We start from the raw sequence: 23,278 nt of genomic DNA on the forward strand, positions 1-23,278 counted from the left end.
CGGCTCCTCCTCGCCCAGGCCGACGGCCGCTCGGTCGCGGTCCGCCAGATCTTCTCCGGCCGCGAGGTCGCCCGCATCGACCGCGACTGGGCCCCCGGCCCCCTCGAGTCCGCCCTCACCGCACTGCACTTCGACCCGGACGGCCGCCTCACGATCACCTGGCTCAAAGGCCCCGACCGCACCCCGGTCACCGAACGCCTCTCCATCCCGAGCTTCGCGCGCTGAACAGGAGCGCGGCGGACGCGTGGTTACACCGGGGGAACGGGAGGTGGGGCGGCCGCGGCGGGGGGAGGGCACGGGGTCGAACTGACCCGTTCCTGCCAACCCCTGACGAAGCCCCCCTCTACCAGAATGGGAACTGCTACCGGCGCAATCGAAGCATCGCGCCTCGTGGTCAGTCGACCCCGTGCCCTCCCCCCGCCGCGGCCGCCCCACCGGGCAGCACCACGCGCGAGGCTACACGGAGTGCGGGGCGGCGACGGAAGCGGGCTGGCGAAGCGGCAACGTGAAGGGCAGCGTGAGGAACACGACGAGGCCGACGACGGTCAGCGTGAGCCGCACGCCGCCCCAGTCGCTGAGCAGCCCGTAGGCGAACGGCGACAGCGCGGAGGCGCCGATCCCGAGCGTGTAGAAGATCGCGTAGCTGCGGGCGCGCCGGTCGGTCGAGACCAGGTCGGCGACGGTGCCGTAGAGCACCGACGAGGTGCCGTTCAGCGCGATCCCGAGCGGGGGGAGCGCGACGAGGCAGGCCCCGAGCGGCAGGCTCAGCAGCACGAGGATACCGGCCCCGGTGGCCGCTTCCGTGATCACCACGGTGCGGATCACCCCGACGCGGTCGGCGAGCGCGCCGCACGCGAACTTGCCGATGGCCCCGCCCATGAAGACGAGCATGAGGGCGAGGCCCACCGACTGCACGCTCGCCCCCTTCGCGATCAGCAGGAAGGGCAGGAAGGTGAGGAAGCCGGTCCGCGTGGAGTTGTCGATCACGTGGATGGTCGACAGCGCGGTGTAGGCGCGCGGATCGCGAATGCCCCAGCCGCCGCGGCGGCTCGCCGTCGTCGCCGCCCGCGTCACTGGCTCGGCGCGCCCGGCCTGCAGGCGCGCGAGCAGCACGAGAATCGTCGCGGCCGCGAAGAGGCCGACGACCGCGTAGATCTCTACCGCGTGGCGCCAGCCGATCCAGGGCAGCGTCAGCGCCACCCCGGCGGGCACCGCCACCTTGCCGAGGTCGCCGGAGAAGTTGTAGGTGCCGAGCGCGGTGCGACGCGGCCCGGTCTCGTAGGCCTTCGACACCAGCGACGAGGAGAGCGGGTGCTGGCAGCCCGAGCCCAGCCCGGCCACCGCGAGGCAGAGGATCAGGGCGAGGAATCCGCCGGTCAGCCCCGCGGCCAGGAATCCCAGCGCGGTCACCGCCGTCCCGGCGGCGAGCAGACGCGCCTCGCCGCGGCGCTCGGCGAGCAGGCCGGCGGGCAGCTGGAAGCTCGCCATGCCGCCGGTATAGAGCGTCTTGAGCAGTCCGACCTGGGCGAAGCTCAGCCCGAACTCGGTGGCCCACACCGGTAGCAGGATGTAGAGGATGTCGGAGAAGCCGTCGTGGATGAAGTGCGCCCCGCAGGCGGTGGCGAGGACGGCGCGGGCGCGACGGCTCATCGCCCGCGATTGTTTCACATGTGTGACGGCGCGGGCAAATGCGGGCGGCTCACCACGTCGTCCGACCGGCCGCGCGCCAGCGTCCGAGGCTCACCGCGGCCACGTTGATGCCGCCGAAGATCACGAGCGCGAGCGCCATCGCCGCGAAGAGTCCCGAGAGGCCCGCGCCGAGCCAGGTGGTGACGAGCCAGCCGCCGGCGGCCGCGACCGCGAGCCGCGTGAAGCCGGCCAGGAGCGGCCACAGCAGCCGGCCCGCGCCCTGCGAGGCGAAGTAGAGCGAGAGCCCGGCGCCGAAGAACCCGTAGCACGGTCCGACGATCTGCAGATACCGGCTGCCCGCCGCCAGCACCTCGGGATCGGCCGTGAAGAGGCCGAGCCACACCCACGGACACAACGCGGCGACCGCCCCGATGGCCCCGGTGACCGCGGCCGCCAACGCCGTTCCCACCCACGCGACCCGCAGCGCGCGCGCCCGGTCGCCCGCGCCCATGCTGGTCCCGACCATGGTCACGAGGCCCGAGCCCAGCCCGAACACGATCGGAATCTGCAGGTACTCGAGCCGCGCTCCCATGCCGTAGCCGGCCAATGCCTTGTCTCCGAACGGTCCGACGAGCGAGGTCAGCAGCACCACCGTGAGATTGGTGAGGATGGTGTTGAGCGAGCCGGGCGCGCCCACCCGCAGGATCTCGCGGAACAGCGAAAGCCGGAGCCCTCGGCCGTGCAGCGCGGGCCGGACGAGGGATCGCCCCGAGCCGAGGAACACGAGCAGCGCGCCGCTCCCGAGCGCGAACGAGACGACACTCGCGGCGGCGGCCCCCGCGATCCCGAGGCGGGGCAGGGGACCCCAGCCGAGGATGAGGGCCGGAGAGAGCGCGAGGTAGATCGCGCTGCCGGCGACCATCACCGACGCGGGCAGCGCCATGTTCCCGCTGCCCCGGATCGCGCTCCCGAGCGTGTTGAAGAGCCAGTAGGCCAGCGCGCCGCCGAACAGCACGCGCGAGTAGAGGACCGCGGAGTCGAGCCCCGCGCCGCGCCCGCCCATCGCGTGGTAGAGCGCGGGACCGCCGAGCTCGAGGAGCAGGGTGAAGGCGACGGCCATGGCCAGCGCGATCACGATCGCGTGGACCACCAGCGCGTCGGCATCCGCGCGTCGGCCGCCGCCGATCGCGCGGGCCACCGCGGAGGCGACGCCGCCGCCCATGCCGCCGGCGGACATGGTCTGCATCAGCATGACGAGCGGGAAGACCAGCGACACGCCCGCGAGGGCGTCCGTCCCGAGCCAGCCCACGAAGACGCCGTCGAGCGTGCTCACCATCGCCTGCAGCACCATGACCAGCACGTTCGGGGCGGCCAGCCGGAGCAGCGTCCGCGCGACCGGGCCCTCCAGCAGCAGCCGCGTGCGCGGCGAGAGCGCGGCGGATGCCGGGACGGCCACCGAGGCCGCGGTCGCGCTCATCTCAGCGGCCCGCCGCCTGCTCGCCCCGGAGCGTCATGCAGGTGCTGGAGGCGCGCGCGACGAGGCGCTCCTTGTCGTCGACCACGTCGCACTCGACCAGGCCGATCGAGCGCCCGCCCTTCACCACGTGGCCGGTGGCCACCAGCGGCCCGGTCCTCACCGGCTTGAGGAAGTTGATCTTGAGCTCGAGCGTGGTGAAGGTCTCGTCCTCGTCCAGGGTGGCCGCGTAGGCGATGCCCATCGCGGCGTCCGCGATGTCGCACAGCACGCCGCCGTGCAGGGTGCCCATCGGATTGGCGTGGCGCCGGTCCGCCTGGAACTCGATCACCGCGCGTCCGGGCTCGACCTCGGTGAGGGTGAATCCGATCAGGGTGGCCACCGGCGGCGGGGGCAGCTCGCCGGTTTGGATCTTCCGGATGGTGTCGATCGCCTTGGACATCGGAGCCTCCTCATGGGGCAGCCGCCTGTTGACGACTCAGTGACTAGTAAAATAGTAGTCACTTGCTTTCGTGTCAAGCGGATCTGCTATACTCCACCCATGCCGAAGCGCTACAACCAGTCGTGCCCGGTGGCCAAGACCCTCGAGGTCGTGGGCGACCGCTGGACCCTGCTCGTGGTGCGGGACCTGCTGGGCGGGACGCGGCGGTTCCAGGATCTGCTGGGCACGCTGCCGGGCATCGCCCCCAACATCCTGTCCGCGCGGCTCAAGCTCATGGAGGAGCACGGCCTGATCCGGCGGCAGCTCTACTCGGATCACCCGCCCCGCGCCGAGTACGCCCTCACCGACCGGGGGCGGGAGCTGGGCATGGTGGTCGGAGCGCTCGCGGCCTGGGGGGGTCGGCACGTGCACCGGGAGACCCAGCTGGTGCACGCCGGGTGCGGGCACCCGGTCTCGGTCGGCTACTACTGTGAGGACTGCGGGGAAGGGGTGCGGGGCGCCGACGTGACCGTCACGCGGGCCCGATCTCGTCCAGGAACTCGATCACCGCGCGGTTGAAGGCCTCGGGCTGGTCGCGGTTGCCGAAGTGGCCGGCCGCCGAGAGCAGCACGAAGCGCGCCTGCTTCACCTTCTTCTCCATCACCCGCATCGGCTGGAGCGACGGGTCCTCGTCGCCGCACACCAGCAGCGTCGGCACCGCGATCTCGGGCAGCCGGTCCGTGATGTAGTCCATCTGCAGGAGCGCGCGGAGCGCGTTGGCGTAGCCGATCGGGGTCAGCATCCGGTAGTACTCGAAGATCTCCTGGCGCGCGCCCGGATCGAGCTTGATCCGCCCCGACACGTTGGGGTTCGAGGCGATCGCGAACTCGGCCATCGCGTCCATGCCGCCCTCGAGGGTGACCTTGATCGAGCGGGCGCGCATCACCAGGTTGTCGACGGAGAGCGGCAGGCCGACCGCGGAGGACGAGTCGACCACGAGGAGGGCCCGGACGCGCTGCGGGTGCGCGAGGGTGAGGCGAGTGGCGATGCCCGCGCCCAGCGAGAGCCCGCCCACCACCGCGCGGTCCAGCTGCAGGTGATTCAGCAGGTCGTGGAGATCGAGCACCCAGTGGCCGAAGGTGACCTTGGCCGGATCGGCGGGGCTCTCGGAGCGGGCGTGACCGCGCGGCTCCCAGAGGATCAGCCGGTTCCGCGCCGAGAGGGCATGGATGTTCGGCCGCCACATGCCCGCGTTGCCGCCGATGCCGTAGGCCAGGAGCACCGGATCGCCGTCGCCGTGGGATTCGTAGTAGATGCGGACGCCGTCGGAAGTGGTGAAGTGCGCCACGGGTCCCTCCCCCCGGGGTTGTGGTACAAGAGGATCCTATGGAACGGTCCTTCGCCGCGGAAGTCAAGCAGCTGACGCTCGGGGAGGGCCAGATCCTCCGGGGTGAGGGCATCCTGGCCATCACCAAGGCCCTGCTCCAGTCCGGCGTGTCCTACGTCGGCGGCTACCCGGGCGCGCCGGTCTCGCATCTGCTGGACGTCCTGGCCGACGCCAACGAGTCGCTGCTGAAGCCGATGGGGGTCTATCTCGACGCCTCGGCCAACGAGGCGGCGGCCGCCGCCCTCCTGGGCGCCTCCATCAACTACCCGATGCGCGGGGCGGTGACGTGGAAGTCCATCGTGGGCACCAACGTGGCCGCGGACGCGCTGTCGAACCTGTCCTCGGCCGGCGTCATCGGCGGTGCCCTCATCGTGGTCGGCGAGGACTACGGCGCGGGGGCCAGCGTCATCCAGGAGCGCACGCACGCCTTCGCGCTGAAGTCGTCGCTGCTCCTCATCGACCCGCGCCCGACGCTGCCCTCGCTGGCCCGCATGGTCGAGGAGGCCTTCGGCATGTCGGAGGCCTCCAATCTGCCCGCGGTGATCAGTCTCCGGATACGGGCCGCGCACATGCGGGGGAGCATGGTGTGCCGCGACAACGTGACGCCCGCGATCGGGATGAACGCGCGCCTGGAGCGCCACTCCTTCGACTACGGTCGCCTGAGCCATCCGCCGTCCACCTACGCACAGGAGGCGCAGAAGTTCGAGCGGCGGCTGCCCGCGGCCCGCCGCTACGTCGTCGAGCGCGGGCTGAACGAGACGATCCCCGGCGAGGACAAGACCGTCGGCATCATCCTCCAGGGCGGGCTGACCCCCACCGCGCTGCGCGCGCTCGAGCTGCTCGGCATGGCCGACCCGTTCGGCCAGAGTCGTGTGCCGATGCTCGTGCTCAACGTGATCCACCCGCTGGTGCCCGACCAGCTCCTGAGCTTCCTCGAGGGCAAGGCGCGCGTGCTCGTGCTCGAGGAAGGCATGCCGAGCTTCATCGAGCAGGAGCTGAAGGCGCTGGCCCACGATCACGGGCTCACCACGCGCATCCACGGCAAGGACGTGGTGGCCGCGCAGGGCGAGTACGTGCCGGAGGTGGTGCTGGCCGCGCTCGCCCGCTTCCTCGGCGAGGACGCGGAGCGGCGGCGCCGGGTCCTCACCGAGCACGTGGGCCGCGGGCGGGCCGCGCTGCGGACGCCGCTGCCCAAGCGCCCGCCCGCCTTCTGCACCGGCTGCCCGGAGCGACCGGTGTTCAGCGCGCTCAAGATCGCGCAGCGCGAGCTGGGGGAGACCCACGTGGCCGCCGACATCGGCTGCCACGCCTTCGCCACGCTGCCTCCGTTCAACCAGGGCAACACCATCCTGGGCTACGGCATGAGCGTGGCCTCGGCGAGCGCGGTCGCGCCGAACTTCGACCGGCGGGTGATCTCGATCCTGGGCGACGGCGGCTTCTGGCACTCGGGGCTGACCGCCGGAGTGGCCAACGCGGTCTACAACAAGCAGGACTCCATCGTGGTGGTGCTGGAGAACTTCTACACCTCCGCGACCGGCCAGCAGGCCAATCCCTCCTCGGGGAAGAACCCGCGCGGGGATCGCGTGACGATGTCGATCGCCGACACCATCCGGAGCCTCGGCGTCTCCTGGATCAAGACGGTGAACCCCTACCGGGTGGCCGACACCTTGAAGGTGATCCGCGAGGCGATGACCACCGCCGCGGGCGGGCTCAAGGTCATCATCGCGCGCGCGGAGTGCCAGCTCGAGCGCCAGCGTCGCGTGAAGCCTCAGACCGCGAAGCGGCTCCGAGCCGGCGAGCGGGTGGAGACGCCGCGCTTCGGGGTGGACCCCGACGTGTGCACCGGCGACAAGTCGTGCATGCGCTTCAACGGCTGCCCGTCGCTCACCTTGAAGGAGAACCCGGACCCGCTGCGCGACGACCCGGTGGCCCACGTGGACCAGAGCTGCGTGGGCTGCGGGCTCTGCGGCGAGGTCGCCCACGCGGCGGTGCTGTGCCCGTCCTTCTACGAGGCCCGGGTCGTGCACAACCCGGGCGCGGTGGCCCGCGGGCTGGCCCGCACCCGGCGCCGCGTCATCGGCTGGCTCCAGCCCGCGTGATGGTGGCGCGCCGGCCCGTCTCGATCCTCATCGGCGCGCTGGGCGGGCACGGCGGCGGCGTGCTCACCGAGTGGATCGTCGGCGCGGCCGCGCATGCCGGGTACCCGGCGCAGTCCACCTCGATCCCCGGCGTGGCCCAGCGCACCGGCGCCACCACCTACTACGTCGAGATCTTCCCGGAGCGCGCCGGGTCGGGGCCGGAGCCGATCTTCTCGCTCTACCCGACGCCGGGCGACGTCGACGTGATCGTGGCCTCCGAGCTGCTGGAGGCCGCGCGCGCGGTCGAGACGGACTACGCCTCGCCGGTGCGCACCACGGTGGTTGCGAGCACGCACCGGCTCTTCTCGATCGCCGAGAAGTCGGTGCCGGGCGACGGGATCGTTCCGCGGGAAGGCCTGGAGGCGGCGATCCGCGCCCTCGCCCGGCGGTTCGTCGGCTTCGACGCCCTCGCCCTCGCGCGCCAGCACCAGACCGAGGTCAACGCCCTGCTGCTGGGCGCCCTCGCGGCCAGCGAGGTGGTGCCGATGACCGCGGCCGATTTCGAGGCGGCCATCCGCGAGGGCGGTGTCGCGGTGGAGCGCAACGTGCGCGGGCTCAAGGCCGGCATCGAGCTGGTGGCCGCGGGAGAGGCAAGCGCGCCCGCGCCGCGGCGCGACCGGCCGTGGCCCGAGGTTCGCGCCGAGCGGGCCGCCGCGCTCGGAGCTCGGGGCACGGAGTTCCTGGCCCTCGCGGCCCGGACCGAGTCCGAGTTCCCCGAGGCGCTGCTCGCCGTGCTCGGCGAAGCGCTGGCGCGGCTGATCGACTACCAGGACGCGCGCTACGCCGAGTCGTTCCTGGAGAGGGTGCGGCGGGTCCGCGCGCTCGACCGGGGCACGCGGCTCACGCAGATCTTCGCGAAGCGCCTCGCGGTCTGGATGACGTACGAGGACGCCATCCGCGTCGCGGACCTGAAGACGCGGCGCGACCGCTTCGAGCGCATCCGGCGCGAGCAGGGCGCTCCCGAGGACGCGGTGCTCGTGGTGACCGACTATCTGAAGCCGGACCTCGACGAGCTGTACGGGTTGCTGCCTGCCTCGATCGGCGGGCCGATCGCCCGGTGGGCGGAGCGGCGGTGGCCCGAAGGCCGGCCGACCATCGGCCAGCACGTGAAGACCACGGCGGTCCTCGGGTTCCTCCGCGTGTGGCTGCTGGCCCGGCTGCGATGGCTGCGCCCCTCGTCGCTGCGTCGCCAGGGCGAGTTCGCGCTGCTGGGCCGATGGGAGGAGGCGGTGCTGACCGCGGCGCGGCTCGACGAGTCGCTGGCCTGCGAGGTGGCCGAGCTGGCCACCGTGGTGCGCGGCTACGGCGAGGTGCGGCGGCGCCTCTCGCTCGCCGCGCGGCGCTTCCTCGACGAGACCGTGCTGCCCGCGATCGAGCACGATCGCCAGTCCGCCCGCGGCTACGGCCGATCCACCGCGAGCATCCGCGAGGGCCGCCACCGCCTCCTCGCCGATGAGAACGCCACCCGCCTCCCGCTCCCCTCGAGAACCCCATGACCACGACCGCGAACATCACGCTCACCCGCGACGGAGTCATCGCCACCGTCACGCTCAATCGCCCCGACCGCCGCAACTCGCTGAGCGACGAGATGCTGACCGACCTGGGCGCGGCCTTCATCGAGCTGCGCGACGATCGATCGATCCGCGTGGTGATCGTGACCGGCGCGCCGCCGGTGTTCTCCGCCGGGGCCGACGCCGGTCACGCCAAGGCCACCACCGCCGAGGAGCGGCGGCGCCTCTTCGCCTCGCGCAAGAGCCAGTTCCGCCGGCTCTTCGAGCGCGCCAACACCACGCTGGAGAACCTCGAGCAGGCCACCATCGCCGCGATGAACGGTCACGCGGTCGGGGGCGGCTGGGGGCTCGCGCTGGCCTGTGACTTCCGGCTGGCCGCCGCGGAGGCGCAGTTCTGGATCCCGGAGGTGGACCTGGGCGTGCCGCTCGGCATCGGCACCACGACCCGTTTCGTGCGGCTGGTCGGCCCCGCCCGGGCCAAGGAGATCATCATGGGCTGCGCGCGCTACTCCGCGGCCGAGGCGCAGGCCTGGGGCCTCGTGCATCGCGTGGTGCCCGGGGTCGAGCTGGCCAAGGCCACGCGCGAGTACGCCGAGCGCCTCGCGGCCAAGCCCACGAAGCCGCTGGCCGAGGTGAAGGCCCGCATCAACGCGATCGCCCGCACCGGCATTCCCGAGGTCAACGCGATGACCGAGGGCTTCCTCGACCGCGAGTGACCGCGGCGGTCCACCGGCTCGACCACGCGACCAGCGGCCGGACGTGATCGATCGGCTCGCGCCCGAGCGGCGTGAGCCGTCGCCGTCGCGGTATCGACGCGCTCAGGATCCCCCCGGAGACATGCGGGGCGCGGCTTCCCGGCGCGAGCGCGACGGCCGGAGCCGCTGGTACACGTTCTGCCCCCGGGTCTCCTCGAGCAGGAAGCTGATCCCGGCGCCCACCAGCACCAGCAGCGCGCACACCGCGAAGGCGCCGCAGTAGGCCGCGACCGGGTACAACCGTGCCCCGTCGAGCAGCGCGCCCGTCCAGCGCGCGTCGAGGACCGCGCCGACCGGCCCCTGGGTCAACGCGGCGCCGACGAAGCCGCCCAGATTGGTCACCGCGACCGCGATGCCGGCCAGCCGCGGCGGGTTCACCTCGGCGCCGAGCGGCCAGGTGAGCACGAAGCCGCCGCCGACCACGCCCAGGAGCAGGAACAGCAGGCAGACCAAGGACAGCGGCAGGGTGCCCAGCGTCACCAGGAACCCGAGCCAGACCACGAACTGGCCGGTGGCGAGGATCGTGTAGGGCAGCTTGCGTCGGTGGAGAACCCGGTCGGAGAGATAGCCGGTGAGCGGGGCAGAGACGAGCAGCGCCATCGAGGGCAGCGAGGCGTAGAGCGCCGCCTGGGTGGAGCCGAGCCCGTAGACGTCACGGAGGAAGGGCACGCTCCAGAGGAAGAAATTCCCCATCGCGGCGTAGAGGAAGAAGAAGCACAGGAACGGCGGCCAGGTATACCGATTGCGCACCACGGCCAGCGTGCCGGTCATGACCTCGCGAAACGACGGGCCGCGCCCCGCCCGGTGCCGCGCGGCCGCGGGCTGGTCGCGCACCAGCGCCAGGCAGAGCAGCGCGCCCGCGATCGTGACCGCGCCGATGATGACCAGCGCGCCGCGCCAGGAGAGATGCGCGGCCAGCGCGGCGAGCGGGGCGTTGCCGATCAGCGCGCCGAGGACGCCGACGGTGGCGGTCAGCGCCGACATCATGCCGAACTGCGTGGGCGGAAACCACGAGGCCGCGATCTTCAGCGCGCCCGTGAAGGTGACCGCGGCGCCCAGGCCGACCAGCAGCCGACCCGTGAAGAGCACGAGCGGGCTCGCCGCGAGCCCCATCGCGAGGGAGCCCAGGCCCATCACCGCCCCGCCCGCGGTGATGACCCGGCGCGGGCCGAGGCTGTCGATGAGGACGCCGCCCGGCACCATGAAGCCCGCGTAGGAGTAGAAGTACATCGCGGAGAGCAGGCCCAGCTCGGTGCCGGTCATGCCGAAGGCCTGCATCAGGTCCTTCGCGATGACGCCGGGCGCCGCCCGGTGCAGGAACGCGATCAGGAAGACCAGGGCGGGGATGCCCCACATCCGCCAGCGCTGTCCCCGGTCGGCGGCCATCGCTCAGCGGGTCCAGAACCCGGCCGGATCGCACTCGCGCACGATGGCCAGCTCGGCCGGGGTCGGCGTCGGGGTCGGTCCGACGTCGGCCGCGGCCGCGAGGTCGAACCCGGTGGCGGCGCGCACGCTCTCCACGCTCTGCCCCGGGTGGTACGAGGCCAGGTACATCGCGCACGTGGCCGCATCGAAGCGGAAGACGCCGAGCGTGGTGACGACCGCCGCGGGCCCGCCGCCGGCGAGGCCGACGCGCTCGCGCCAGCCGGGGCCGTCGCCGAAGCCGGGCGAGGTGATGAAGTCCACGCGCTCCCGGAAGCGGTGCTTCTCCTGCGGCATGATGACCACGAAGCGGCGGGCCAGGCTCGCGATGTCGGCCCCGCCGCCGCTGCCGGGCAGCCGGACCTTCGGCCGATGCCAGTCGCCGATGTACGAGGTGTTCAGGTTGCCGAATCGGTCGATCTCGGCTCCCCCGATGAAGCCCAGGTCCACCAGACCCTGCTGGAGCAAGGCCATGATCTCGATGGTGCCCGTGCACCAGAGCGCGCCCGAGATGTTGGGCGGGTCGCTCATGGTCAAGAGCGTCTCGGGCGACGGCTGATCGCGGACGATTCCGTTCTCGAAGAGGCCGACCGCGCCGGGGGCGTGCGTCCGCTTGGCGTACGCGAAGGCGATGAGGGGCAAGCGCATGCCGACGAACACGACGTCGTCGTCACGGATCTCACGCGCGGCGGCGATGACCATGAGCTCGCGATCCGTGAAGCCCGACTCTCGCGGCTCTTTCATCGCCCGTCGTGGGGGAGGGTTCGTCCGAGCATCCCGGTCGAGGATTTCTGGCCGGTCATTGCCTGCGACGACCGGACGTGCCGCCCCAGGAGCAGGATTGCGCGGGCCAAGCCCGCGCGCGAACGAAGATTACTCAGACACGCTCCTGGACTGGCGGCGGACGCCGGCGGTCTCGTCCACGTGCGCCCTGGCGAGATGCTCCTGGAACGGACGCCACCGGCCCGCTCCGCGCGGGCCGTGCCGGACGAGGAGATCCGGGCCCCTGCCTTCCTGGAGCATGTGGATGGGTGCGCCGCGGATCGAGAGCTCGCGCGCCATCGGCATCGTGCTGCGGAGCTTAGCACACCGCCCGCGGCGGCTGACCGCGGGGGCTAGCGGCCGCGCAGCTTCGGGTCGAGCGCGTCGCGCAGGGAGTCGCCGAAGAGGCTGAAGCCGAAGACGGCCAGGCTGATGGCGACCCCGGGGAACAGGCCGATCCACGGAGCCTTCTCGGCGTACGCCGGCGCCGAGCCGGAGAGCATCAGCCCCCACGACGGCGTCGGCTCCGCGGCGCCGAGGCCCAGGTAGGAGAGCGCGGCCTCGGCGAGGATCGCGGTGCCGAGCTGCGCGGTGAGCATGATCAGGTAGGGCGCGAGCACGTTGGGCAGGATGTGCTGCGCCACCACGCGCGCGTGCGAGGCCCCGAGGCCGTGGGCCGCTTCCACGTACTGGTTCTGCTTGATCGAGAGCGCGGTGGCCCGCACCACCCGGGCCGCCCGCGGGATGATCGGGATGGACACCGCGATCACCACGTTGGGCACCGCCGGGCCCAGGATCGAGGCCACCGCGAGGGCCAGGATCAGCTGGGGGAACGCGAGCAGGATGTCCATCATCCGCTCGAGCAGGAGATCGGCGGTCCCGCCGCAGTAGGCGCTCACGACGCCCAGCGTGGCGCCGATCGAGCAGCCGGCGAGCGAGGCGGCGAAGCCGACGAACAGGGCGATGCGCGCCCCGTACATGACTCGGCTCAGCACGTCACGCCCGAACTCGTCGGTTCCGAACCAGTGCTCGGCGACGGGCCGCACGAACTGGGCCGCATAGTCGGGCTGGTAGGGATCGTAGGGCGCCAGCCAGGGGGCGGTGAGCGCGACGACCAGCATGGCCAGGATGATGAAGGCGCCGACCGCGCCCAGCGGCTGGGTGCGGACGAAGGTCACCACGTGGCCGAGCCAGCCGAGCTGCGGGGCCAGGGGCGCCGAAGCCGCCGTCTCGATCAGCGAGACGTCGACGCTCATCTCAGTGGTAGCGGATGCGCGGGTCGAGCCACGCGTAGGCCAGGTCGATCAGGAGGTTCACGATCACGAAGCAGAAGGCGATGAGGAAGACCAGGGCCTGCACCACCGGGTAGTCGCGGTGGGCCACCGCGTCCACCACGAAGCGGCCGACCCCGTTCAGGGTGAAGACGGTCTCGGTGACCACGAGGCCGCCGATGAGGAAGGCGAACTCGGTCCCGATCAGCGTGATCACCGGGAGCATCGCATTCTTGAGCGCGTGGCGGATCACCACCGCGCGCTCGCGCAGCCCCTTGGCCCACGCGGTGCGGATGTAGTCCTCGCGCAGCACCTCCAGCACCGTCGAGCGCGTCATGCGTGTCGTGACCGCGGCGTACCGGTAGCCCACCGTGACCACGGGCCAGACCAGCTGCTGGAAGTTCGCCCAGGGGTCCACCCAGGGCGGCGTGAACTCGAGCGGCGGCCCCCAGCCGAAGTAGATGACCAGGAAGAGGATGACGAGGATGCCGACCCAGAACGACGGGATCGCCTGGCCCCCGATGCTGCCCACCCGGATGACGTAGTCGACCCAGGTGTCCTGGCGCACGGCCGCGAGCATGCCGAGCGGGATGGCCAGCAGCACCGAGACGATCGTGGCCAGGATCGCCACCTCCAGGCTCAGGGGCAGGCGGATCAGCACCTCCTCGATCACCGGCTGTCCCGTCCAGAGGGACTTGCCGAAGTCGAGCCGCAGCACGCCCCACAGCCACTGGGCGAACTGCACCGGGATCGACTGGTCCAGCCCGAGCTGGTGGCGCATGGCCGCGAGCTGCTGCGGATCGATGCGCCCGGTCTGGTCTCCGCCCAGTATCAGCAGGGTCACGTCCCCCGGGATCACGCGCATGATGACGAACACCACCGCGGCAACCCCGAAGAGCGTGGGGATGATCAGCAGGAGGCGCTTGGTGAGATAGGTGCGCACACCCCGGCCTCAGTCCTCCGAGAGCCAGACGTCCTGCAGCTTCTGGTTGGTGTAGTGGTTGGGCGGCGCGATGTAGTTCTTCACCTTGGTCCAGTGGACCAGGTTCCGCGACCACCAGAGACCCGGCATGGAGTAGGCGTTCTCCAGCACCCGCTGCTCCATCCGGGTGATGAGCTTCTTGCGCTCGGCCGGATCGAGCGACCGGGCCTGGCGGGAGAACAGATCGTCGACCTGCGGATCCGAGAAGCGGCCCCAGTTCTGGGTGCTTCCGGTCGCGTAGCGGCCGAGGAACTGGTCGGGATCGTCCGAGAACTCGACGGTCGGCGCCACGATCAGCTCGAAGTTGCCGGTGTCCTGGCCGTCCGAGAACCAGGCCGCCGTCTCGAGCGGCCGGTTCTCCACCTCGATCCCGACCTTCTTCCACTCCCCGATCAGGAACACCGCGAAGTCCTGGTAGGGCAGCTTCACGTTGCGGTTCTTGAGCACGACCTTGAACCCGTTCGGGTAGCCCGCCTCGGCCAGGAGCTTCCGGGCTTCCGCCCGGTTCTTCTCGATGTCGCGCCCGAACCCGGGCAGCTTCTCCAGCTCGGCCGGCGGCATCCCCCACTCCGAGCCCGGTCGCATCAGGCCTCCGACGAATTTGAGCCCGGTGAGGGGGGCCAGCACCTTGCCCATCGTGTACCGGTCGATGGCCAGGGTGAGCGCTCGGCGCACGCGCACATCGTCGAACGGCTTCTTGGTGTTGTTGATCGCGATGCCCCACTGGCCGGTCATCGGCGTTTCCTGGACGGAGACCTTGTCGCCGAGCTGCTTCCGGATGGCGTCCACCTCGGCGTCGGGCAGGTTCCGGAACTCGATGTAGGCGCGGCCGGAGCGGACCGCGGCCGCCCGCACCGAGGTCTCCGGGCTGATGTAGAACTTGTAGCCGTCGAGGTACGGCCGGTCCTTGACGAAGTAGCTGGGATTGCGCTCGCCCTCGAAGGTCGAGCCGCGGGTGTAGCTCTTGAACTTGAAGGGCCCCGATCCGATCACGTGGGTCTTGAAGTAGTTGGGGTCCTGGTCGAGATACTTCTTCGGGAAGATGACGTTCCACGGCGAGGCCAGATTCGCGAGCAGCGAGGCCGATGGGAACTTGAGCTTGAAGACCACCGTGGTGGCGTCGGGGGCCTCGACGGCCGCGACCGCGGTGTAGGCGTTCTTTCGCACGCTACGGACCCCCTGCGGCGGGAAGATGATCTTGTCGTAGCTGGCCTTGACGTCGGCCGAGGTGAGTGGCGACCCGTCGTGGAACTTGACGCCCGGGTGGATCTTGAACGCGTAGGTGAGGCCGTCCGGTGAGATCTTCCACTCGGTGGCCAGGTCGCCGATGATCTTCGGGTAGCTGTACGGGTCGAGCTCGAGCAGCGTGCTGTAGAGCGGGGCGACCAGCTCGATGTTGGCGAACGTGCTCTCCTGGTGCGGATCGAGGCTCGGAGGGTCGGCGCCGATGACCGCGAGCAGGACGCCCCCGCGGCGGGGGGTGTCGGCAGCCGGCGCCGGGGTCGGGACCAGCGCGAGCAGGGCGCCGGTCAGCAACGTGAGCGTGGCGAGGAGGAGCACGAGGAGCGGACGGTGGCGAATCGGGGCCATCATGGGACGACCTCCGTGCGGTTCGGGTTGGGAAGAGAGGCTGGGATGGAGGGGACCTCGTCTTCGAGGCATAGGCGCTCCCCGGGCCGTGATCGGGCCCGTCCACCTCGGATGACCCACCAGAGGACGACGTGAGCCAGCGCCGTCGTCAGGGGGGACCGAAGTGGTCTCGGACGGTTCGGACGCTCGGACAACGCGGACCGTAACAGGCGCCGGGACCGCGTGTCAACCGCAGCCTCGCATCAACGTTCCGCCGATCCGTGGTGCCTGGTGCGCGGACCCCAGACGGGTCGCGTCAGCGCAGGACGAAGGGCTGGGCGGAGTTCTTGACGAAGGGGTGGCGGCGCAGGGCCTCCTCGTTCAGCTCGACGCCCAGGCCCGGGCCGGCCGGCAGATCGAGCCAGCCGTCGCGCGCCTGGATGGGGCGGGTGAGGAACGGGGTCTCCTGCTCGCCGGTGGGGAACTCCACCGGCAGCGGGCTGCCGAAGGTGGCCGCGACGTGGAGGGTGGCGGCGAGGCCCGGGCCGAAGTAGAACGAGTGGGGCGCGATCGGGAGGTTGGCGACCTGGGCCAGGACCGCGATCTTCCGGAACTCGGAGATGCCGCCCACCTTGGTGATGCTCGGCTGCAGGATGTCGCCCGCTCGCTGGCGCACGATCTCGGCGAAGCCGTGCACGGTGGACTCGTTCTCGCCGAGCGCGATCGGCGTCTCGGTGGCCGCGGCGACGCGCGCGAGCCCCTCGTAGTCCTCGGGCGGCCACACCGGCTCCTCCAACCAGAAGAGACGGTACGGAGCGAGCGCGCGCGCCATGGCGATGGCCTCGAAGGGCGTCCACGGGCAGTTGGTGTCGAGCATCAGCTCCACGTCGGGGCCCACCGCCTCGCGGGCCGCCCGCACCGAGGCCACGTCGGTCTGGTGCAGCTTCAGCATCCGGAAGCCCTGGGCGACGAAGTGCCGGCACGCGCCCGCGACCGCGTCCGGCGTCTCGTAGCGCAGCAGGCTCGCGTAGGCGGGCAGCCGCGGCCGCACCGCGCCGCCCAGCAGCTCGTACACCGGTGCGCCGCGCACCTTGCCGAGCAGGTCCCACAGGGCGATCTCGATGCCGCTGATCGCGAACATGCCGAGCCCGCGACGGCCGTAGATCATCGTGCCGCGGTGCATGAGGTCCACCACCGCCTCGATGCGCAGCGGGTCCTGGCCGACGATCAGGGGGGCGAGGCTCTCCTCGATGACGCTCACCACCGCGAGCGGCGCGCCGTAGGCGAAGGCCTCGCCCAGCCCGGTCCAGCCCTCGTCGGTGCGCACCCGTACGACGATCTGCTTGCGGGTGCCGCCCGTCCACGGCGACGGCGGGTCCATCGGCTTGAGGGGAATCGCCAGCGGGATGGCCTCGATCGCGGTGATTTTCATCGCTCAGGCTCCGTAGTCGAGCGGCTCGGATGGTTGCGGACGCTTCACGCGCAGGGCGTCCAGGACGCCGGGCTCGAGCCGGGAGAGAAAGCCGGGCCAGTCCTCCACCCCGTGCACCCAGTGGGCGAGCCACTGCTGGAATCCTTCCACCGTCCGGCTCTCGTCGTGGAAGCGATGGTAGAAATCGTGCTGCCGCCCGTAGTAGCCCTGCACCGGCGAGGGGAACGCACCGAACGGCTCGTGGACGACCGCGGCCACCTTCAGGGCGGGCGTGAGCACGAGGCCGGGATCGCTCAGGATGCGCCCGCGCGGGCGCATCTCCTCCGCGACCAGGATCACGTGTCGCGCCGCGAATGCGGCCTGGCGCGTGACGCCGAGCGTGCCCCAGACGTGCGCGTGGCCCTCCTCGTCCGCGCGCTGCACGTGCACGATCGCCACGTCGGGCACGATCGCGGGCACCAGCAGCAACGGCGCGCCCGACCACGGATCGGGCGCCTGCTTGAAGGTTGGATTGGCGCGCGGCAGGTCCGTGCCCAGCAGCGAGCGCGCGGGCAGGTAGGGCACGCCGAGCGCGGCGGCCTGGAGCGCGAAGGCGATGGTGAGATTGGAGTGGTCCAGCACCTCGAGCGGCGCCGGCACCCGCTGCTCCACCGCGCGCCGGTAGTTGTGGCCGAGCCCCGCGCTCACGTTGCCGACCCACGCCGCGATCACGCGCCGCACGCAGCCCGCGCCGATCAGCTGGTCGAACAGCATGTCGGAGATCGGCCCGATCAGCGTGAGATCGCGACGGCGCTGCCGGATCAGCTCGTGGCCGGCCGCGAACGGGATGAGCGCCTCGAGCGCGGTGCCCATGCAGATCGAGGCGCCGTCGGGAACGAAGTGGGCGACCGCGTCCCGCATGGACATGAGCTTGGGTCGAGGCACGCCGGCTATCTTACTCCACGGAGCCGGCGCACCCGCCGCCGGGTCAGTCGGAGAGCACCGCCGCGTACCGCTGCGGATCGGCGTCGAAGGTCTCCTGGCAGCGGCGGCAGCAGAAGTAGACGGAGCGGCCCGCCCAGTCCGACTGGTACCGCGCCGTCGCCATCTCGACCTGCATGCCGCAGATCGGGTCTCGCGCCTCGGTGGGCGCTTGGGTGGCGGCGGCGCCCGGTGCGCTCCCGGCGGAGACGGTGACGAGCGGCTCGGTCTTCCCGGCGTGCCGCGTGTGGATGATCTCGGCCAGGATGCTCACCGCGATCTCCTCGGGCGCGACCGCGCCGATGTCCAGGCCGGCCGGCGCCTTGAGCCGATCGAGGTACTCGGCGCGTACGCCGCGGCCCTCGAGCGTCTCCACGATCGCCCCGGCCCGCTTGCGGCTCGCCACGAGGCTGACGTAGCCGACCGGGCTCGCCAGCACGCGGGTCAGCGCGTCCTCGTCGAAGTCGCCGTGGGTGGCGACCACCACCGACGTGTCCGGCCCGAGCGCGACGTCGCCCAGCGCGGTGGCCAGCGCGTCGCCACGCACCACCACGACCTGGTAGCCCGCGATGCCGGCGAGCGAGGCGAGCGTCTCGATCACGGGTCCGTGACCCACCAGGACCAGCTGCGCCTTCGGCAAGAACGGCTCCACATAGATCTCCAGCGTGCCTCCGCTGTGGCACGTCATCGGAAGGTGCACGATGCCCTCGGTGCGGGCGGGATTCCGACCGCCCTCGCCGACCAGCACCACCAGACGCGGCCGGCCGTCGCGCAACGCCGCGAGCGCCTCGCGCGCGACCACCGGCTCGGCGCACGCCCCGCCGACCCAGCCTGTCATGCTGCCGTCCGGCCGGATCAGCGCCTTCGCCCCCGGCTTCGCCGACGTCGGCCGCTCGCAGCGCACCACCGTCGCGAGCGCGAACGCCTCGCCGCGGCGTCGCAGATCGGCCGCGAGTATCAGCAGGTCTTCAGGCATGCCGGGCGCCCGGCCAGGGGGTGCAGGTTGCGCGGTCGGGGAAGTGCCGCTGGGGCCGCAGCCCTGACTTCTTGATCTGAAGGGGGAGCGGCGGCGCTCCTCCCCCATGCCCCCCCACCGCACTCATCGAGCGCTGCGCGCCTGATTGCACCGTGTGGCTGTTTCTCGTGGATCTAGTCCGTGATGCCCTTGGCGCGCAGGAGCTTCCAGATCTTGGGCGGCGTGATCGGGATGTCGATGTGACGCACGCCGAGATGCCAGAGCGCGTCGACCACCGCGTTGGCGATGGCCGCGGGCGCGCCCACCGTCGCGGACTCGCCGACGCCCTTGGCGCCGAGTGGGTGATGCGGCGACGGCGTCACCGTGTTGCCGGTCTCCCACTTCGGCGTCTCGACCGCGGTGGGCAGCAGGTAGTCGATGAAGCTGCCGCCCTGCACGTTGCCGTACTCGTCGTAGGAGATCTCCTCGAGCAGGGCGGGGGCGAGGCCCATGGTGAGCCCGCCGTGGATCTGCCCCTCCACGATCATGGGGTTGATGATGTTGCCGCAGTCGTCGATGGCCACGAACCGGCGCACCTTCACGTCGCCGGTGCCGGTGTCGATGTCCACCACGCAGATGTAGCTGCCGAACGGGTAGGTGAGATTCGGCGGGTCGTAGTAGCTCACCGCCTCGAGCCCGGCCTCCATGCCTTGCGGGTGATTGGTGTAGGCCGCGAAGGCGATGTCCTGGATGGTCTTCACGCGGTTGGGCGCGCCCTTGACCGAGAACTTGCCCGGCTCGTACACGAGGTCCTCGGGCGCGGCCTCCAGCAGGTACGCGGCGATCTTGCGCGCCTTGTCCAGGACTTTTCTGGAAGCGATGGCGGCCGCGGCGCCCGCCACCGGGGTGGAGCGGCTCGCGTAGGTGCCCAGGCCGTAGGGCGCGGTGTCAGTATCCCCCTCTTCGACCTGGATGTCCTTGGCCGGGATGCCCAGCTCCTCGGCCAGGATCTGCGCGTAGGTGGTCTCGTGTCCCTGGCCCTGCGACTTGGTGCCGAAGCGGGCGATCGCCTTGCCGGTGGGATGGATGCGGATCTCGCAGCTGTCGAACATCTTGAGCCCGAGGATGTCGAAGTGCTTCGATGGCCCCGCGCCCACGATCTCGGTGAAGCTCGAGATCCCGATGCCCATCAGCTGACCGCGCTTGCGCTTCTCGGCCTGCTCGCGGCGCAGCTCGGCGTAGCCGATGCGCTCCATCGCCTTCTGCAGCGCGCCCGCGTAGTTGCCGCTGTCGTACTCCCAGCCCAGCGCCGACTTGTAGGGGAACTGCTCGGGCTTGACGAAGTTCTTCATCCGGAACTCGGCCGGATCGGTGCCGAGCTGGTGGGCCATGATGTCGACCATCCGCTCGATGGTGTGCACCGCCTCGGTGACCCGGAACGAGCAGCGATAGGCGATGCCGCCCGGCGGTTTGTTGGTGTAGGCGCCGTCGACCTCGACGTGCGCGGCCTTCAGATCATAGGACCCGGTGCAGACGTGGAAGAGGCCGGCGGGGAACTTGGACGGGTTGGCCGCCGCGTCGGTGTAGCCGTGGTCGGCCAGCGTCTTGATCCGCAGCGCGGTCAGGGTGCCGTCCTTCTTCGCGGCCAATTCCGCGGTGATGTGGTAGTCGCGGGCGAAGGAGTCCGCCTGGAGATTCTCCATGCGGTCCTCGATCCACTTCACCGGCTTGCCGGTCAGCACCGAGGCGGCCACCGCGATGACATAGCCGGGGTACACCGGCACCTTGCCGCCGAAGCCGCCGCCGATGTCCGGGGAGATGATGCGGATCTTGTGCTCGGCCAGCCCGACGTGCCCGGCCACCAGCGCGAACACGGTCCGGATCGCGTGGGGGGCCTGCGTGGTCATCCACACCGTGAGCTTGTCGTTGACCTTGTCGAAATGGGCCACGCAGCCGCAGGTCTCGATCGACGCCACGTGGATGCGCGGGATGTAGATGTCCTCCTTCACCGTCACGTCGGCCTCGGCGAAGGCGCGCTCGGTCTCTGCCTTGTTGCCCCACTCCCAGTGCCAGATGTGGTTGTCCTTCTTGTCCTTCTTGTCGGTCCGCAGCACCGGGGCGCCCGGCTCGAGCGCCTTCTTCGGATCGACCACCACCGGCAGCGGCTCGTACTCGACCTCGACCGCGGCGGCGCCGTCGGCGGCCGCGTAGCGGCTGGTGGCCAGCACCGCGGCCACCTCCTGCGCCTGGTACATCACCTTCTCGACCGGCAGCACCATCTGGGTGTCCGACATGAGCGTCGGCATCCAGTGCAGGTTGTACTTCTCGAGATCTTTACCGGTGATGACCGCGAGGACGCCGGGGATCGCGGTGGCCTTCGCGGTGTCGATCTTCTTGATCTTCGCGTGCGCGAACGGGCTTCGCACGATGTCGAGATAGAGCATGCCGGGCAGCACGACGTCGTCGACGTAGGTGCCCTTGCCCCGGATGAAGCGCGGGTCTTCCTTGCGCTTGATCGAATGCCCCATCCCGCCGACTTCGGGCGTCGTCCTGGGTGCCATCATGCGCCTCCCTGCATCGTGGCCGCCGCGTGCTGGATGGCCTTGACGATGTTCACGTAACCGGTGCACCGGCACAGGTTGCCGGAGATCGCCCAGCGGATCTCGTCCTCGGTGGGCTTGGGGTTCTTCTTCAAGAAGGCCACGCTGGTCATGAGCATGCCCGGCGTGCAGTAGCCGCACTGCAGCCCGTGCTCGGACATGAACGACTCCTGCAGCGGGTGAAGCTTGCCGTCCTGCTCGAGGCCCTCGACGGTGGTGATCTCGCGCCCGTGGGCCTGCACCGCGAACATCGTGCACGACTTGATCGGGCGCCCGTCCAGCAAGACGGTGCAGGCCCCGCAGTGCGTGGTGTCGCACCCGATGTGGGTGCCGGTCAGCCGCAGCGTCTCCCGGATGAGGTGCACCAGCAGGAGGCGCGGCTCGACGTCCGCCTCGTGCTTCTCGCCGTTGATCGCGACCTTGACGAGCATCGTCTCAGCCTCCCTTCTGCGCGCGCTCGATCGCCTTGGCGAGCGCCCGGGCGGTCAGGACCCGCACCAGATCCTTCTTGTACGCGACCGATCCTCGCAGGTCCTCCTGGGGCTCTGCGGCCTCCGCGGCGAGCTGGGCCGCGCGCTTGATGGCGGCCTCGTCGGGCCGCTTGCCCACGAGCGCGGCCTCCGCCTTCGTGGCCTTGATCGGCACGGACCCGACGTTGGTGAGCCCGATCCCGGCCCGCTCGCAGACGCCGCCCGCACCCAGGGTGATCTGCACCGCCACCGCCGCGGTGGCGAAGTCACCGACCTTCCGCTCCATCTTCACGTACGCGCCGCCGCTGCCCCCCTTCGGGACGGGCACGCGGACCTCCACCACGATCTCGTCGGGCCGGAGCGCGGTGGTGAACGGCCCGGTGAAGAACGAGTCGATCGGGATCTTCCGCTCGCCGCCCGACCCGACCGCGACGACCTCGGCGCCCAGGGCCAGCATGGTGGCCGGATGGTCGTTGGCGGGATCGCCGTGGGCGAGGTTGCCTCCCACCGTCGCCAGGTTGCGGACGAGCGGATCCGCGATGGCCCGGCAGGTGTCCGCGAGCAGCGGGTATCGTCGCTGGACCACGTCGGACTCCTCGAGGTCGGCCTCGCGCGTCAGCCCGCCGATCCGCAGCGCGCCGCCGTCCTCGCGGACGTAGGCCAGCCCGGGCAGGCCGTTGATGTCGACGAGATGCTTCGGCTGCGCGAGCCGGAGCTTCATCATCGGGATGAGGCTCTGGCCGCCCGAGAGCACCTTGGCGTCGTCGCCCAGCCGGGCGAGCAGCGCGGTGGCCTCCCCGATCGTGCTGGGTGTGTGGTACTCGAAAGCGCCCGGAATCATGGTGGTGACTCCCTTCTGGATGAGATGAGCCGGGAACATCATGAAAGAGACTTTCCGGTGTCCGGCAAAGCCTCGTTGCGCGGGCACGTTACGAGAGCCCACCATCCCTGTCAAGGGGTGCGCAGCGGCGCCTTCTCTCCGGCGGGCAGCGGGTAGCGATCCACGTTCAGCACCATCGACACGATCGAGTAGTAGCCGCTCGCCGCGATCAGATCGATGACGCCCTGCTCGCCGAACCGGCCGACCACCGCCGCGAACGACGCGTCGGAGACCGCCTTGTCGTGGAACAGCTCGGTGCAGAAGTCGTGGACGATCCGCTCGTCGTCGGTCATCGACTCCGGCCGGCGTCCCTCCGCGATCGCGTCGATGACCGCGGCGCTCAGCCCCGCGGTGCGGGCGAGGCGGCGGTGCGCCCAGAACTCGAACTGCGCGCCCCAGAAGCGGCCGGTGATGAGGATCGCCATCTCGTTGAGCGCGGCGGGGATCGTGCTGTGGAATCGTACGTACTCGCCGACCTTCTGCACCCGGTCGGCGACCTCCGGGCTCCGCAGCAGCGCGTTGAACGGGCCGGTCGCGCCCTTGCGCGGTCCCGACACGATGGCCTGATAGCTCTCGCGCTGACGGGCCGTCATCGTCGCCTCGGTGAGCAGCTTGAAGCGGCGGCCATCGTCGGCAGTCTCGGACGGGCTCATGGGGCTC

At 71.0% G+C, this 23,278-nt stretch carries 21 protein-coding genes; 5 read left to right on the plus strand and 16 right to left on the minus strand.

Translation table 11 applies throughout. From position 1 onward, the window contains the following. Window positions 1-225: hypothetical protein (locus VKN16_05355; protein ID HME93622.1), on the plus strand; the 225-nt coding region annotated here is incomplete at its 5' end. A gap of 231 nt (window positions 226-456) precedes the next feature. Here VKN16_05355 and VKN16_05360 read toward each other — a convergent pair. The 3 genes from VKN16_05360 to VKN16_05370 are packed head-to-tail and all read right to left on the minus strand — an operon-like array spanning window position 457 to window position 3,545. After that, window positions 457-1,650 (minus strand): MFS transporter, encoded by a 1,194-nt coding sequence (locus VKN16_05360; protein ID HME93623.1) that lies wholly within the window; start codon window positions 1,648-1,650, stop codon window positions 457-459. Between the two features lie 49 nt (window positions 1,651-1,699). Beyond that, a complete protein-coding gene (locus VKN16_05365) occupies window positions 1,700-3,106 on the minus strand; it encodes an MATE family efflux transporter (GenBank protein ID HME93624.1) in 1,407 nt (468 codons plus the stop codon). A 1-nt stretch (window position 3,107) separates the two neighbouring features. Beyond that, a complete protein-coding gene (locus tag VKN16_05370) occupies window positions 3,108-3,545 on the minus strand; it encodes a PaaI family thioesterase (GenBank protein ID HME93625.1) in 438 nt (145 codons plus the stop codon). Window positions 3,546-3,644: 99 nt separating this feature from the next. Between VKN16_05370 and VKN16_05375 the strand changes: the two genes are divergently transcribed. Further along, the gene (locus VKN16_05375; protein HME93626.1) at window positions 3,645-4,103 is read left to right on the plus strand and encodes a helix-turn-helix domain-containing protein; all 459 of its coding nucleotides are present in this window, start codon (window positions 3,645-3,647) and stop codon (window positions 4,101-4,103) included. Here VKN16_05375 and VKN16_05380 read toward each other — a convergent pair. Further along, window positions 4,057-4,872 (minus strand): alpha/beta fold hydrolase, encoded by an 816-nt coding sequence (locus VKN16_05380; protein HME93627.1) that lies wholly within the window; start codon window positions 4,870-4,872, stop codon window positions 4,057-4,059. The genes VKN16_05375 and VKN16_05380 overlap by 47 nt on opposite strands. Window positions 4,873-4,910: 38 nt before the next feature. Here VKN16_05380 and VKN16_05385 point away from each other — a divergent pair, with 38 nt between their 5' ends. Genes VKN16_05385 through VKN16_05395 form a run of 3 tightly spaced genes read left to right on the plus strand, consistent with a single transcriptional unit; the run spans window position 4,911 to window position 9,276 of the window. Further along, window positions 4,911-7,010: an indolepyruvate ferredoxin oxidoreductase subunit alpha gene (locus tag VKN16_05385; protein HME93628.1), complete on the plus strand. Its 2,100-nt coding sequence runs from the start codon at window positions 4,911-4,913 to the stop codon at window positions 7,008-7,010. Continuing rightward, a complete protein-coding gene (locus VKN16_05390; protein ID HME93629.1) occupies window positions 7,010-8,545 on the plus strand; it encodes an indolepyruvate oxidoreductase subunit beta family protein in 1,536 nt (511 codons plus the stop codon). The genes VKN16_05385 and VKN16_05390 overlap by 1 nt, the downstream gene beginning before the upstream one ends. Then, window positions 8,542-9,276 carry an enoyl-CoA hydratase/isomerase family protein gene (locus tag VKN16_05395; GenBank protein ID HME93630.1) on the plus strand — a complete coding sequence of 245 codons (735 nt, stop codon included), beginning with the start codon at window positions 8,542-8,544 and terminating at the stop codon, window positions 9,274-9,276. The genes VKN16_05390 and VKN16_05395 overlap by 4 nt, the downstream gene beginning before the upstream one ends. A gap of 102 nt (window positions 9,277-9,378) precedes the next feature. On the opposite strand, the gene VKN16_05400 is transcribed toward VKN16_05395, so the two are convergent. The 12 genes from VKN16_05400 to VKN16_05455 all read right to left on the minus strand — a co-directional run bounded on the left by VKN16_05400 (window position 9,379) and on the right by VKN16_05455 (window position 23,271). Beyond that, window positions 9,379-10,701 carry an MFS transporter gene (locus tag VKN16_05400; GenBank protein ID HME93631.1) on the minus strand — a complete coding sequence of 441 codons (1,323 nt, stop codon included), beginning with the start codon at window positions 10,699-10,701 and terminating at the stop codon, window positions 9,379-9,381. Window positions 10,702-10,704: 3 nt separating this feature from the next. Further along, complete coding sequence (locus VKN16_05405) at window positions 10,705-11,481, minus strand: CoA-transferase (GenBank protein HME93632.1); 777 nt, start codon at window positions 11,479-11,481, stop codon at window positions 10,705-10,707. A gap of 371 nt (window positions 11,482-11,852) precedes the next feature. Beyond that, window positions 11,853-12,755, minus strand: coding sequence for an ABC transporter permease (locus VKN16_05410; GenBank protein HME93633.1), 903 nt, complete (start codon window positions 12,753-12,755; stop codon window positions 11,853-11,855). 1 nt (window position 12,756) lies between these two features. Next, window positions 12,757-13,713: an ABC transporter permease gene (locus VKN16_05415; protein ID HME93634.1), complete on the minus strand. Its 957-nt coding sequence runs from the start codon at window positions 13,711-13,713 to the stop codon at window positions 12,757-12,759. Window positions 13,714-13,722: 9 nt separating this feature from the next. Then, on the minus strand, window positions 13,723-15,345 hold the full coding sequence (locus VKN16_05420) for an ABC transporter substrate-binding protein (GenBank protein HME93635.1): 1,623 nt from the start codon (window positions 15,343-15,345) through the stop codon (window positions 13,723-13,725). Between the two features lie 292 nt (window positions 15,346-15,637). After that, window positions 15,638-16,753 carry a mandelate racemase/muconate lactonizing enzyme family protein gene (locus tag VKN16_05425; protein HME93636.1) on the minus strand — a complete coding sequence of 372 codons (1,116 nt, stop codon included), beginning with the start codon at window positions 16,751-16,753 and terminating at the stop codon, window positions 15,638-15,640. 3 nt (window positions 16,754-16,756) lie between these two features. Next, on the minus strand, window positions 16,757-17,677 hold the full coding sequence (locus VKN16_05430; GenBank protein ID HME93637.1) for a CoA-transferase: 921 nt from the start codon (window positions 17,675-17,677) through the stop codon (window positions 16,757-16,759). Between the two features lie 43 nt (window positions 17,678-17,720). Continuing rightward, window positions 17,721-18,689: an XdhC family protein gene (locus tag VKN16_05435; protein ID HME93638.1), complete on the minus strand. Its 969-nt coding sequence runs from the start codon at window positions 18,687-18,689 to the stop codon at window positions 17,721-17,723. A gap of 173 nt (window positions 18,690-18,862) precedes the next feature. Next, complete coding sequence (locus VKN16_05440; GenBank protein HME93639.1) at window positions 18,863-21,232, minus strand: aerobic carbon-monoxide dehydrogenase large subunit; 2,370 nt, start codon at window positions 21,230-21,232, stop codon at window positions 18,863-18,865. Then, window positions 21,229-21,699, minus strand: coding sequence for a (2Fe-2S)-binding protein (locus VKN16_05445; protein HME93640.1), 471 nt, complete (start codon window positions 21,697-21,699; stop codon window positions 21,229-21,231). Before VKN16_05445 ends, VKN16_05440 begins: the two co-directional genes overlap by 4 nt. Window positions 21,700-21,703: 4 nt before the next feature. After that, window positions 21,704-22,621, minus strand: a complete 918-nt coding sequence (locus VKN16_05450; protein HME93641.1) for a xanthine dehydrogenase family protein subunit M — start codon at window positions 22,619-22,621, stop codon at window positions 21,704-21,706. A 68-nt stretch (window positions 22,622-22,689) separates the two neighbouring features. Next, window positions 22,690-23,271 carry a carboxymuconolactone decarboxylase family protein gene (locus tag VKN16_05455; protein ID HME93642.1) on the minus strand — a complete coding sequence of 194 codons (582 nt, stop codon included), beginning with the start codon at window positions 23,269-23,271 and terminating at the stop codon, window positions 22,690-22,692. Window positions 23,272-23,278: the final 7 nt, after the last annotated feature.

The sequence above is a fragment of the Candidatus Methylomirabilota bacterium genome (assembly GCA_035315345.1).
Taxonomy (GTDB): domain Bacteria; phylum Methylomirabilota; class Methylomirabilia; order Rokubacteriales; family CSP1-6; genus CAMLFJ01.